Origin of the sequence: Gilliamella sp. W8145 (assembly GCF_016101145.1) — a bacterium.
GTDB lineage: Bacteria > Pseudomonadota > Gammaproteobacteria > Enterobacterales > Orbaceae > Gilliamella > Gilliamella apis_A.
In genome coordinates, this window is sequence record NZ_JACFRC010000001.1 from 132153 (window position 1) to 145656 (window position 13504).

General features: G+C 36.3%; 12 protein-coding genes. 8 read left to right on the forward strand and 4 right to left on the reverse strand.

The window, feature by feature from the left end:
• The first annotated feature begins 191 nt into the window (after positions 1–191).
• Positions 192–1388 (forward strand): efflux RND transporter periplasmic adaptor subunit, encoded by a 1197-nt coding sequence (locus tag H3T80_RS00610; protein ID WP_110448289.1) that lies wholly within the window; start codon positions 192–194, stop codon positions 1386–1388.
• A 19-nt stretch (positions 1389–1407) separates the two neighbouring features.
• Positions 1408–4617, forward strand: coding sequence for an efflux RND transporter permease subunit (locus H3T80_RS00615; RefSeq protein WP_110448288.1), 3210 nt, complete (start codon positions 1408–1410; stop codon positions 4615–4617).
• Positions 4618–4805: 188 nt separating this feature from the next.
• Here H3T80_RS00615 and ruvC read toward each other — a convergent pair whose 3' ends face one another.
• Together ruvC and H3T80_RS00625 are read right to left on the reverse strand one after the other, a co-directional pair.
• Positions 4806–5294: a crossover junction endodeoxyribonuclease RuvC gene (ruvC, locus tag H3T80_RS00620; protein ID WP_198199176.1), complete on the reverse strand. Its 489-nt coding sequence runs from the start codon at positions 5292–5294 to the stop codon at positions 4806–4808.
• Positions 5294–6037: a YebC/PmpR family DNA-binding transcriptional regulator gene (locus H3T80_RS00625; RefSeq protein ID WP_110448286.1), complete on the reverse strand. Its 744-nt coding sequence runs from the start codon at positions 6035–6037 to the stop codon at positions 5294–5296. Before H3T80_RS00625 ends, ruvC begins: the two co-directional genes overlap by 1 nt.
• 255 nt (positions 6038–6292) lie before the next feature.
• On the opposite strand from H3T80_RS00625, the gene rbsD reads away from it, so the two are divergent.
• From rbsD to H3T80_RS00655, 6 genes are read left to right on the forward strand one after another with little or no spacing between them, the layout of a single operon-like run.
• Positions 6293–6712, forward strand: coding sequence for a D-ribose pyranase (rbsD, locus tag H3T80_RS00630; RefSeq protein WP_110448285.1), 420 nt, complete (start codon positions 6293–6295; stop codon positions 6710–6712).
• A gap of 28 nt (positions 6713–6740) precedes the next feature.
• The gene (gene rbsA / locus H3T80_RS00635) at positions 6741–8255 is read left to right on the forward strand and encodes a ribose ABC transporter ATP-binding protein RbsA (RefSeq protein WP_110448284.1); all 1515 of its coding nucleotides are present in this window, start codon (positions 6741–6743) and stop codon (positions 8253–8255) included.
• On the forward strand, positions 8242–9192 hold the full coding sequence (gene rbsC / locus H3T80_RS00640; RefSeq protein ID WP_198199177.1) for a ribose ABC transporter permease: 951 nt from the start codon (positions 8242–8244) through the stop codon (positions 9190–9192). Before rbsA ends, rbsC begins: the two co-directional genes overlap by 14 nt.
• A gap of 31 nt (positions 9193–9223) precedes the next feature.
• Positions 9224–10099 (forward strand): ribose ABC transporter substrate-binding protein RbsB, encoded by an 876-nt coding sequence (rbsB, locus tag H3T80_RS00645; protein ID WP_110448282.1) that lies wholly within the window; start codon positions 9224–9226, stop codon positions 10097–10099.
• A 48-nt stretch (positions 10100–10147) separates the two neighbouring features.
• On the forward strand, positions 10148–11077 hold the full coding sequence (gene rbsK / locus H3T80_RS00650; RefSeq protein ID WP_198199178.1) for a ribokinase: 930 nt from the start codon (positions 10148–10150) through the stop codon (positions 11075–11077).
• 11 nt (positions 11078–11088) lie between these two features.
• On the forward strand, positions 11089–12081 hold the full coding sequence (locus H3T80_RS00655) for a substrate-binding domain-containing protein (protein ID WP_198199179.1): 993 nt from the start codon (positions 11089–11091) through the stop codon (positions 12079–12081).
• A 92-nt stretch (positions 12082–12173) separates the two neighbouring features.
• Here the strand turns inward: H3T80_RS00655 and fis are convergent, their stop codons facing one another.
• On the reverse strand, positions 12174–12470 hold the full coding sequence (gene fis, locus H3T80_RS00660; RefSeq protein WP_034883623.1) for a DNA-binding transcriptional regulator Fis: 297 nt from the start codon (positions 12468–12470) through the stop codon (positions 12174–12176).
• Positions 12471–12486: 16 nt separating this feature from the next.
• Complete coding sequence (gene dusB, locus H3T80_RS00665; RefSeq protein ID WP_198199180.1) at positions 12487–13485, reverse strand: tRNA dihydrouridine synthase DusB; 999 nt, start codon at positions 13483–13485, stop codon at positions 12487–12489.
• Positions 13486–13504 lie beyond the last annotated feature (19 nt).

Below are 13504 nucleotides of genomic sequence, written 5' to 3' on the forward strand. Positions count from 1 at the left end.
TATCAATAGAATTTTTTTATTAATTTGCTTTTAAGGCTAATAAGTCAGATAATTTTTAGAACTCTGTGCTATTAAGGCGTTAAGACTCTTACAATCTATGCATATTTTTTGTAAAATCTCCGATCACTTTTGAATAATATTCATTGTTTTTATTTAAAAAATAATTATTAAGTTACCGAGGTCTTTTTTATATGAGATTTAATAAGCTATTACTTACTCTGCCAGCGGCATTAACTAGTCTATTGTTATTAACAAGTTGTGATAATAATCAATCACAAGATGGTGCTGGCCAATTACCAAAGGTAACTGTTTTTAAAGTTGAACCTTTAGACTATACTCTAAAAATAAACTTACCTGGACGGGTCGTTGCTTCCCAGATCGCTGAAATCCGACCACAGGTTAGTGGGATTGTACTAAATCGAGAATTTGAAGAAAGTTCAAATGTTAAAGCTGGTCAATCACTTTATCAAATTGACCCAGCCATTTATCAAGCGAATTATGATAGTGCGGTGGCCAGTGTAGCTAGTGCGAAAGCTAACGCTAATATAGCTCAACTAACCTTAAAGCGTTATGCTGGACTTTTGAATACTAAATCTATCAGTCAACAAGAATATGATAAAGCGGCTGCCGATGCCAAACAAGCTGAGGCAAGTGTTTTAGTTGCTCAAGCAGCAGAGCACGCAGCCAAAGTTAATTTGGACTACACGAAAGTATACTCGCCAATTGATGGGTATATTGGTAAATCAAGTGTCACGGAGGGGGCATTAGTGTCAGCAGGGCAAGCTGCTCCATTAGCTTTGGTACAGCAACTTGATCCAATTTATGTTGATATGACTGAAGCTGCAACTCGTTATAATAAATATCTTCAAGATGAAAATATAATTTATGAACCAGCTCAAGGCGATAATGTTGAATTGTTTTTTAATGATGGATCAAAATATGCTCTATCAGGAAATATTAAATTTTCAGATATGACGGTTAATGAAACGACTGGAACAGTTACTCTGCGATCACAATTTTCAAATGCTGAAGGTAAAATTTTACCGGGGATGTTTGTAAAACCACAATTGACATTAGGTACTATCAAAAATGCAGTACTAGTTCCTCAGCAGGGCATTACTAGTAACCAAAAAGGTCAATATACAGCTAAGATTTTAAAACCAGATAATACAGTTGAATATCGTCAAGATATTAAAGTTTATACTGGCATCAGTGGTTATTGGGTTGTTACCAGTGGCATTGATGTTGGTGAACAAGTGATTACTACCGGTTTACTTAATTTAACCGCAGTAGAAAGGGGGCAACCAATGAAGGCTCAAGTAGTAGATAAGCCAGCTACTCTTTCTCAAGAGCAATTAGACAATATCATCAAAAGCAGCGTGAAATAAAACAGGGGTAGAGTTAATTATGGCTAAGTTTTTTATTGATAGACCTGTTTTTGCATGGGTAATTGCTATCATGATGATGCTGGGCGGTGCTTTATGTATTAAGCTACTCGCTGTTGAACAGTATCCTGATATCGCACCACCAGCTGTTACGGTTTCTGCTGTTTATCCAGGGGCTGATGCTCAAACTATTGAGAATACAGTTACCCAATTGATTGAGCAAAACTTGACTGGTTTGGATAATTTGATTTATATGAAATCAACCAGTAGTGCTCAGGGGGTTGTACAAACCACTCTGACTTTTGCTCCCGGCACTAGCCCTGATTTTGCGCAAGTACAGGTTTTAAATAAAGTAGAAAGTATTAAATCTCGTTTGCCAGAAAGCGTGCAAAAAAATGGGGTATCGGTTGCTAAAAATAATACCAACTTTTTAAAAGTTATTGGTTTCTATTCTACCAATCCTCAAAAAACACAAGCAGATATCGCTGACTTTATTTATTCAACAGTACAAGATCAGATACGTCGTGTACAAGGAGTCGGTGATACTCAGTTGTTTGGTTCTGAATATGCAATGCGTATTTGGTTAGATCCTAATAAACTAAATTATTTTAATTTATCTATTGAAGAAATTATTGCTGCTATTCAAGCACAAAATGCGCAGGTTACTGCAGGGCAATTAGGTGCTTTACCAGCAACTGAAGGTCAAGAGCTCAATGCAACTATTACAGCTCAATCTCGGTTAAAAACACCTGAGCAATTTCAAAATATTTTAGTACGTGTTAACACAGATGGCTCAAACATCTTATTAAAAGATGTTGCCAATGTTGAAATTGGTGCTGCTGATTATAACTTTCTTTCACGTTATGACGGTAAACCATCAGCTGGTTTAGGTATTTATTTGGCGACAGGAGCAAACCAACTCGATACATCAGCAAAAGTTGACCAAAAAATTCAAGAATTATCACAGATTTTTCCTGAAGATATCAAATTTGCCTATCCTTATGATACAACTCCGTTTGTTAAATTATCGATTAATAACGTTGTGCATACATTAATTGAAGCAATCATATTGGTTGTTATCGTTATGTATGTCTTTTTACAAAATCTGCGTTCTACACTTATTCCAACTATTACCGTACCAGTAGTATTGTTAGGTACCTTTGCAGTTTTATATATATTTGGATTTACCATTAATACGTTATCTATGTTTGCTATGGTGCTGGCCATCGGTCTTCTGGTCGATGATGCCATCGTAGTAATTGAAAACGTTGAACGTATTATGCATGACGAAGGCCTTTCGCCTTATGATGCAACGGTTAAATCGATGGAACAAATTACTTCGGCATTAGTGGGTATTGCTGTGGTATTATCCGCCGTATTCGTACCAATGGCATTTTATGGTGGTGCTGCAGGGGGGATATATCGTCAATTTTCAATCACAATTGTAACGTCAATGGCTTTATCCGTATTGATGGCAATTGTATTAACGCCAGCACTTTGCGCACAAATTTTAAAAGCACCATCGAAAAATAAAGTTAAGATAACAACATTAGGCGAAAAATTACAAACCATACCTCCGTTTACGTGGCTTTCAATTGGAACTAAATGGTTTTTCAATAAGTTCAATAATTTGTATAACAAAAGTTTATATGCCTATGAAAAAGGGGTAATTAAGTTTATTCGTTATCCACTGATTTCATTTGTTTGCTATGTCTTGATAGTTGTTGGCTTAGTATTTGGCTTTAACCGTTTACCAACTGGTTTCTTACCAAATGAAGATCAGGGGGTGTTGATTGTAATGGTTGAGTTACCACCCGGTGCGACATTAGAACAAACCATGGGTGTATTGAACAAAACCTCTCAATTTTATATGAATGAAAAAGCTGATTCAGTCAGAGAGATTTTCACCGTTGCAGGTTTTAGCATGGTTGGTCGTGGACAAAACATGGGACTTGGCTTTATTCGATTAAAAGATTGGGATGAACGTAAACGCCCGGATCAAAAAGTTGATGCATTAGTTGGTAGTGGTTGGGGATTCGCTTCTACTATTACTGAAGGTCGGGTCATTATTACGAATGTACCGGCTGTACCATCACTTGGTATGGCAAATGGTTTTTCTTACATGTTAAAAGATACCGCTGGACTTGGCCATGAGGCACTAATGGGGGCATTTTTCCAATTATTGGGGCAAGCTGCACAGAATCCTAATCTACAACAAGTTCGTCCAGGTAGTATGCTAGATGTCCCACAATATAAGATTAATGTCGATTTTGAAACTGCTCAAGCACTTGGTGTTGCAGTAAGTAGCGTAAATACCGTACTTTCAACAGCATTGGGTTCAGCTTATATTGATGACTTTGTTTATAACAATCGGGTTAAAAAAGTCTATTTACAATCAGATTCGGCTTATCGAATGTTACCTGATGATTTCAGCTTTTGGCATGTTAAAAATCAAAAAGGTGAAATGGTTCCTTATGATGCATTTGCCACTACAACTAAGAGTTATGGTTCGCCATCTCTTGTTCGTTATGATGGAGTTGCAGCCATGGGCGTCAGTGGAGCCGCTGCACCAGGTATGAGTTCAGGACAAGCTATGGCAATAATGGAAGAACTATCTAAAAACTTACCGAAAGGTTTCTCGTATGATTGGACAGATATTTCTTACCAAGAACGTCAAACAGGTTCACAAACGACAACACTTTATATTATCTCACTTATCGTAGTGTTCCTATCGTTAGCTGCATTATATGAAAGTTGGACTGTACCTATTTCTATCTTATTCGTTATCCCATTAGGTATTATTGGTACTGTATATGCAACTATGTTTAGAGGCCTTGATAATGATATCTACTTTATCGTTGGTCTATTAACAACAATGGGTCTATCGGCTAAGAATGCTATTCTGATCGTAGAATTTGCTAAAGATGCGCTTGAAAAAGAAGGTAAGTCATTAATTGATGCAACATTAGAAGCGTGTCGCTTACGCTTACGCCCAATTTTAATGACTTCATTTGCCTTTATCCTCGGTGTTTATCCACTGGCTACCAGTAGCGGTGCCGGTTCTGTAAGTCAGAATGCGGTAGGTACTGGGGTTATTGGAGGTATGTTAACGGCGACGTTCTTAGCGATATTCTATGTTCCGTTATTCTTCTTGTTTATAACGAAATTATTCACTAAACATAAGAATAAAGTGGTGTTGCCTGCTAACTATACTGGTAAAACAGAGAAATAGTTAATGAATAATTAATACCTAATTAATATGAATTTAAAGCACCAATAATATTGGTGCTTTTTTTATTTAACTTTTAATAGATTACCTATTCGATATTTTGTTTAACAGTTTTTATGCAGTTGAAATAAAAGTTGAGGAAAGGGGTTTTTAAGTTATAAAAGCAGGCGTTAATATGGAATAGTATTAGATTATTTATGTGATTTGATTAATTGTTGACTCATATGGGCATGGGTAATTGCTATAGCTAGTGCATCTGCCGCATCTGCTTGAGGACTTGCAGGTAATTTTAATAGTAGTCTAACCATATGTTGAACTTGTTTTTTGTCGGCAGCTCCAGTGCCAACTACACTTTGTTTGACCAAGCGTGCAGCATATTCAAAAACGGGTAAATCATGATTGACTGCTGCGACAATTGCAGAGCCTCGTGCTTGACCCAATTTTAAAGCAGAATCGGCATTACGTGCCATAAATACTTGTTCAATAGCAAACATGTTCGGTTGAAATTGAAGAATGATTTCGCTTACTCCTGCATAGACACGTTTCAAACGTGTGGGTAAGTCATCGACAGCAGTGCGAATACAGCCACTGCCAAGATAGGTGAGTTGTCGTCCCGTTTGACGAATTACGCCATAACCCGTCAAACGAGAGCCTGGGTCAATACCCAGAATAATAGTCATTAGAGTGTTGCAGCAACTTCGTCTGACACTTCTCCGTTATGATAAACCTCTTGAACATCATCACAATCTTCAAGCATATCGATAAGACGTAGTAATTTTGGTGCAGACTCAATATCAAGATCAACTTTGGTTGCTGGAATCATTGAAACTTCAGCGGATTCAGCCACTAAACCAGCTGCATCGAGTGCATCTTTAACTTCACCGAATGATTCAGGTGTAGTAAATACATCAATTGCACCATCATCATAAGTAACCACATCATCAGCACCAGCTTCAAGTGCCGCATCCATTACTTGATCTTCATCAGTGCCTGCAGGATAAGAGATCACACCTTTTTTAGTAAATAAATAAGATACTGAGCCGTCAGTACCTAGATTACCGCCAGTTTTAGTGAAAGCGTGACGAACTTCAGATACAGTACGGTTTCGGTTATCACTTAAGCATTCAACCATTACTGCAGTACCTGCAGGTCCATAACCTTCATAGATGATAGTTTCCATATTAGTATCATCTTCACCTCCGACACCACGAGCAACAGCTCGGTTCATGGTATCTCGAGTCATGTTATTAGATAATGCTTTGTCCATAGCAGCACGTAGACGAGGGTTAGACGCTGGATCGCCACCACCAATTTTGGCTGCCGTTACAAGTTCGCGAATAATTTTGGTAAAGATTTTACCGCGCTTAGCATCTTGAGCTGCTTTGCGGTGTTTGGTATTGGCCCATTTACTATGACCTGCCATAGAGTTCTCCAGATTAAATAATTTAAAAATCGCATCATTTTAACAAACTTTTAACTAAAGTTCATTATCAATCTATTTTTTCATTGGTTCATGTCATTTTAATAATGAATAATTATATTGATTTGTATCAAATATTCATATTTTATTCATTGCAACTCATTTAGTTTTAATTCATTATATCTTTAGTCTTGACAGATTAAGCCTTCATCGAAACGTTTCGATAAACAATTTCATTATTATTCTTAGGATTGCATTATGTATAAAAGTAAGTTGTTCAATTCAGTAATAGTTCAGACTTTAGCCAAAATGGGACATACCGATCAAATTGCTATTGGTGATGCAGGTTTACCCATACCTGAAAATGTTGAAAGAATAGATCTGGCGCTGACATCTGGCGTGCCATCTTTTATGCAAGTTTTGGAAACTGTAACTGAATCTATGCAAATTGAAAAAGTTCTTCTGGCAGAAGAGATCCTTGAACATAATCCAGAGATAAATAAAAAAATATTAGCTCAGATTAAACAAATTGAGGAATCACAACAAAATATAATTGATATAGAATATGTCACTCACGAAATGTTAAAACAGCAAACCAGCGAATGCAAAGCGGTAATTAGGACTGGTGAATGTTCACCTTACGCGAATATTATTCTACAGTCGGGAGTAATTTTTTAAAAACAACAATTAAAATAATGGGAATTTTATGAGTGATATTTTATTACAGCTTACTGATATATCTAAATCTTTTCCCGGTGTTAAAGCGCTTTCAGGCGCTAATCTGACTGTTAAAGCTGGTCAAGTTATGGCCTTAATCGGCGAAAATGGCGCGGGTAAATCTACGTTAATGAAAGTACTCACAGGAATATATAAAAAAGATTCTGGTGAAATTATTTATCAAGGTAGTAAAGTTAACTTCAATGGTCCCAAAGCTTCGCAATTAGCCGGAATAGGTATAATTCATCAAGAATTGAATTTAATACCGCAATTATCCATCGCCGAAAATATCTTTTTAGGTCGAGAATTTACCAATAAATTCGGTTGTATTGATTGGCAAAAAACCTATGCTGAAGCCGATAAATTATTAGCGCAATTGCATTTGAATTATAACAGTCGAAGATTGATTAGTGATTTGTCGATTGGTGAACAGCAAATGGTTGAAATTGCCAAAGTGCTAAGTTTTGATTCTAAAGTTATCATTATGGATGAACCAACCGATGCTCTCACCGATACAGAAACCGCTTCATTATTTGAAGTCATTAATAAACTCAAAAAACAAAATTGTGGCATTGTCTATATCTCGCATCGTCTAAAAGAAATCTTTCAAATTTGCGATGCAGTGACTGTATTACGTGATGGTCAATTTGTGGGTGAAAAGAAGATCACGCAATTGGATGAAGATAGTTTAATTGAGATGATGGTGGGTCGTAAGCTTGAAGAACAATATCCACGCATCGAAATGGAAAAAGGAAATATCACGTTACAGGTTAACCACCTTATTGGTGATGGTGTGAATGATGTTAGTTTTTCTCTTCATGAAGGAGAAATATTAGGCATCTCTGGTCTTATGGGGGCTGGACGAACCGAGTTGATGAAGATGATTTATGGCGCAAATCCCGCTAAATCAGGAACAATAACTTTAAATGGCAAAGCCATTAAAACACGTTCGCCAAAAGATGGTTTAATGAACGGCATTGTTTATATCTCTGAAGACCGCAAAAGAGATGGATTAATTTTAGGCATGTCAGTTAAAGATAATATGTCACTCAACTCCCTTGGTTATTTTGTTAATCAATTTAAACAGTTAAAACTAAAAAATGAACGACGAGCGGTTGATGATTATGTGGGACTATTCAATATTAAAACCCCATCAATTAATCAAACTATAGGTTTATTATCAGGTGGTAATCAACAAAAAGTTGCTATTGCTAAAGGATTAATGACACGCCCAAGCATATTAATTTTGGATGAACCAACCAGAGGTGTTGATGTTGGCGCTAAAAAGGAAATTTATCAACTGATCAATCAATTCAAACAACAAGGATTAAGTGTTATCTTAGTTTCGTCCGACATGCCCGAAATTCTTGGCATGAGTGATCGTATTTTAGTTATTCATGAAGGAAAAGTAACCGGAAATTTTACTATTAATGAAGCAACACAAGAAAAACTTATGGCCGCTGCCGTAGGAAAAACACAGGAGAAATCTGATGCTGCAAAATAAAACGCTCAAAAATGTATTAGTTGAGCAGAAGTCATTAATAACGTTACTGGTATTAATCTTAATCGTTTCATGTTTAAGTGATAACTTTTTCACGTTAAATAATATTTTTAATATTTTGCAGCAAACCTCAATTAACGCCATTATCGCGGTTGGAATGACTTTAGTCATTCTAACATCCGGTATTGATCTTACAGTTGGCTCGATATTTGCACTAGCGGGCGCTGTGACCGCATCGATGATTGGTGCCGACATTTCCCCATTTATTGCTATATGTACTGCTTTAATTTTAAGTGCAATATTAGGGGCCTTTTCTGGAGTCATTATCGCGAAAGGAAAGCTTCAAGCTTTTATTGCAACATTAGTGATGATGTTAATCTTACGTGGTGCAACACTGGTATATACAAAAGGAAGTCCAATTTCTATTGGTACTAATGATAATTCCGAAATGTTTGAATGGATCGCATTTGGTCGAGTATTCGGTATTCCAGTACCAATTATCATTATGTTGGTTGTGTTTGCCGCGGCATGGTATTTGTTGAAATATACGCGTTTAGGTCGCTATATTTATGCCCTTGGCGGTAACGAATCAGCAACACAATTATCAGGTATCAATGTTGATAAGGTAAAAATTATTGTTTATGCGATGAGTGGTTTACTGTGTGCTGTTGCCAGTACAATTGAGGTTTCAAGATTGTCCTCTGCTCAACCCACAGCAGGAACGGGTTACGAGATGGATGCAATTGCTGCTGTTGTTCTTGGCGGCACAAGTATGTCAGGAGGGCGCGGTAAAATTATTGGGACCCTAATCGGTGCGTTAATTCTAGGTTTTTTGAATAATGGTTTAAATATGTTAGGGGTCGATGCGTATTATCAAATGATAGTCAAAGGTGGCGTCATATTACTTGCGGTTTTAGTTGATAAAAAAACTAATAAGTAATTTTTTTAATAAAAGTAGCTAGGAGAAAGTTATGAGATTAAATAAGTACATTGCTGTATTAATAAGTTTTTTATTTGTCTTTCAAGCTTCGGCAAAAGAGAATATTGCTTTAATAATATCCACGCTAAACAATCCATTTTTTGTTACTTTAAAAGAGGGAGCCGTAAAAAAAGCTAATGAACTAGGTTACGATTTAGTAGTATTAGATTCCCAAAATAATCCCGCCAAAGAGTTAGCAAATGTTGAAGATACAATTGTTAAAGGAACAAAGATTATTTTAATTAATCCGACAGATTCGGAAGCAGTTGGTAACGCTGTTCTAGCGGCTAACAAAGCAAATATTCCTGTTATAACCCTTGACCGTGGTTCAGTGAAAGGTGAGGTAGTTAGCCATATAGCATCAGACAATGTTGCTGGCGGTAAAATGGCTGGTGATTTTATTGTTAATAAGTTAGGTAAACAGGCAAAAGTCATTCAACTACAAGGAATTGTAGGTACTTCGGCTTCACGTGAAAGAGGTGAAGGATTTAATCAGTCACAACAAGAAAATAATTTTACCATTTTAACTGCACAGCCTGCGGATTTTGATAGAGCTAAAGGTATGAATGTTATGCAAAATTTATTAACGGCTTATCCCACTGTTCAAGCTGTATTTGCAGAAAATGATGAAATGGCATTAGGTGCAATGCGAGCGATTCAAACCGCTGGTCGAACTGACATTTTGATCGTTGGATTCGATGGTACTGATGATGGTATCAAATCTGTAGAACGCGGTAAATTAGCTGCAACTGTGGCACAACAACCCGATAAAATTGGCGCAATTGGGGTCGAAATCGCTGATAAAGTTATAAAAGGTGAAAAAGTCAGTCCGAGTATTCCTGTGGAGTTAAAATTAATTAGTAAATAGATTAGTATAGGACGTGATAAACGTCCTATTTAATTAGGAATTAGATAAATGAAACGTAAAAAATTGATTGTCTTAGGTAGTGTTAATGTTGATCATATTTTAAATGTTCCTAAGTTTCCTAAACCGGGTGAAACATTATCAGGATCAAACTATAAAATTTCTTTCGGTGGTAAGGGGGCAAACCAAGCTGTTGCAGCAGGTCGATTGGGTGCAAATATTCAATTTATTGCTGCTGTCGGAAATGATGAACTAGGTAACAAAATTAAACAGCAGCTTAACAATGATAATATTAATACTTGTTCAGTAGCTTGTATTGAAGGGCAAAATACTGGGGTAGCTTTGATTTTAGTTAATGCACAAGGTGAAAATCAAATTGCTATCCATGCTGGTGCAAATGCACAAGTTACTACAGAATATTTACTTAAATATAAAGAAGATATTATCAATGCTGATGCTATTTTAATGCAATTGGAAACACCGTTGGCAACAATTGAACAAGCAGCAAAATTGGCTAAACAACATCAGACTCAAGTTATTTTAAATCCGGCTCCAGCACAAAAATTATCAGATGATTTACTTAAACACATTGATATTATTACCCCTAATGAAACTGAAGCTGAATACTTAACAGGTATTAAAGTTTTAACGGAAAAAGATGCCGAGCAAGCTGCGATTTTTTTACATAAAAAAGGTATCGAAACGGTTATTATTACTTTAGGCTGTAAAGGTGCCTGGGTAAGTTCTGCACAACAAGGGGCAATCATTGCTGGATTTAAAGTCAAAGCAATTGATACTATTGGTGCAGGTGATACTTTCAATGGTATGTTAGTTACCGCGTTGTTAGAAGGTAAAACTTTAGAACAAGCGATTAAATATGCCCATGCAGCTGGTGCATTATCAGTTACGAAATCGGGATCTCAAACAGCAGTACCATCTCGAAATGAAGTAGAAGAGTTTCTTGAACAACAAAGTAAATAGGTAGTTTAAACTTGGCAACTATGAAGGATATCGCAAATTTTGCGAAAGTATCGACATCAACAGTCTCTCATGTCATTAATAATGACCGTTATGTTAGTCCAACTATTCGCAAAAAAGTTGAATTGGCAATCAAACAACTAAATTATACACCTTCAGCCATTGCTCGAAGTTTAAAAAGTAATAAAACATTTACTATTGGTATGGTAGTAACAGCAAGTAATAACCCCTTCTTTTCAGAAATAGTGCAGGGCGTTGAGAGATGCTGTTATAGACTGGGGTATAATTTGATATTATGTCATACCGAAGGTGACCAGCAACGAATGTTAATTAATATTGAACATTTATTACAAAAACGTGTTGATGGTTTACTAACAATGTGTACTGAAACTCAGCCAATCCCACAACAGATATTCACTAAATATCCTAAACTTGCCATAGTTATGGTGGACCGGACACCATTTAGTGCTCTTTATGATATTATAAAGGATCATTCTTTATATGGTGCTACTTTAGCTACCAATTATCTCATTGAACAAAATTATAAAAAGATTGCTTGTATTACTGGGCCATTGAATAATAACCAATCTCAATTGCGTTTAAAAGGCTTTAGAAATGCTCTGCAAGCCGCTAATATAACCATACTTGACGGCTATGAAGTACAAGGGGATTTTCACTTTTCATCTGGCGTGATTGCTATGCAGCAATTATTAGATTTACCGATTCCGCCGGAAGCGGTATTTTGTTTTAATGATGCCATGGCAATTGGTGCTTACCAAACTCTATATCAAAATGGTCTTGAAGTTGGCAAAGATATCGCTATTATTGGTTATGATGATATTGAAATTGCGCAATACATGACTCCTTCTTTGACAACTATCCATCAACCAAAAGAAGAATTAGGCCAGTTAGCAGTCGAAACTTTACTAAATCGTATTCAAAATCCTCAAGAGTCGCGACAAATATTGACTTTAACTCCTACATTAATTAAACGTTTTTCAGCGTAAATAACATCTAATTGATATATTGAGAACAAAAAAAGCGTCCTCCAAAGAAGACGCTTTTAAATAATCCTATAATATGGTTTTAGAGATTTAGACTAACTCATTCCATATTGTTTTAATTTTTTGCGTAGAGTACCACGGTTGATACCAAGCATATTTGCTGCTCGAGTTTGATTGCCACGAGTATATTGCATAACCATATCAAGGAATGGGTGTTCAACTTCAGCTAACACTAATTCATATAGATCAGTAGGATCTTCACCATTTAATTGTGATAAATAGTTTTTTAAAGCTTGTTTTACCGAATCTCGCAAAGGTTTTTGTGTTATTTGGTCTTGTGAGTTTACAGTTGTAAATTTAAGTGCTGCAGCTGTAACGCGTTGTTCTGACATAGTATATTTAACTCTTTTATTTGTTTCTAATTTGACTAAAAAATGCTTTTAGTGTTTTTACTTGCTCACATGAATTGCTAAGTACACTAAATAAGCGCCTGAATTGATCGCTGTCAGCATAGTTCTTGGTATACCAATTTACATGCTTTCTGGCAATCCGTAATCCTTTGTATTCTCCATAGAATTGATAAAGTTCTTCAAGGTGTGTTAACACTATTTGCTCAACTTCATCAATTGACTTATTTTTTTTTAACTGTCCATGTGCTAAATAGAATGCAATTTCTTCAAATATCCAAGGTCGCCCTTGTGCCGCTCGGCCGATCATTATACCATCAGCTTGCGTATATTTAAAAACATCTTTTGCTTGTTCTGGGGTACAAATATCACCATTTGCAATTACCGGAATAGTAACCTTTTCTTTAACTGCTTTAATGGATTCATATTCAGCCTTTCCATTGAATAAGCATGCACGACTTCGCCCATGAATAGTAATGGCCTTTATGCCACAATCCTGCGCAATTTGTGCGATTTCAATGCAATTTCTATTATTTTTATCCCATCCAGTCCGAGTTTTTAATGTTACTGGTACATCAACAGCACCAACAACTTTCTGCAAAATAGTTTTTATTAGCTCTGGATACTGCATTAAAGCAGAGCCAGCTAATTTTTTATTTACCTTTTTAGCCGGACATCCCATATTGATGTCAATTAACTGAGCTCCATGCTTGACGTTAAATTCAGCTGCTCTCGCCATTTCGTCGGGGTCTGAGCCAACTATTTGAACTGCACGTATACCGACATCATCATTTGAAATCATTCTTAATGCTGATTTATCAGTATGCCAAACATCAGAATTTGCTAAAAACATTTCAGAGACAGTCATTCCAGCACCAAAGCGGTGACATAAATTCCGAAACGGTTTATCACTGATTCCTGCCATTGGAGCAGCAATCAGATTATTTTTCAAATTGACCTTGCCGATACTAAGCGAATTAAGGCCGGCTATATTACGCATTTTTTCTCGAAGTTAAAAG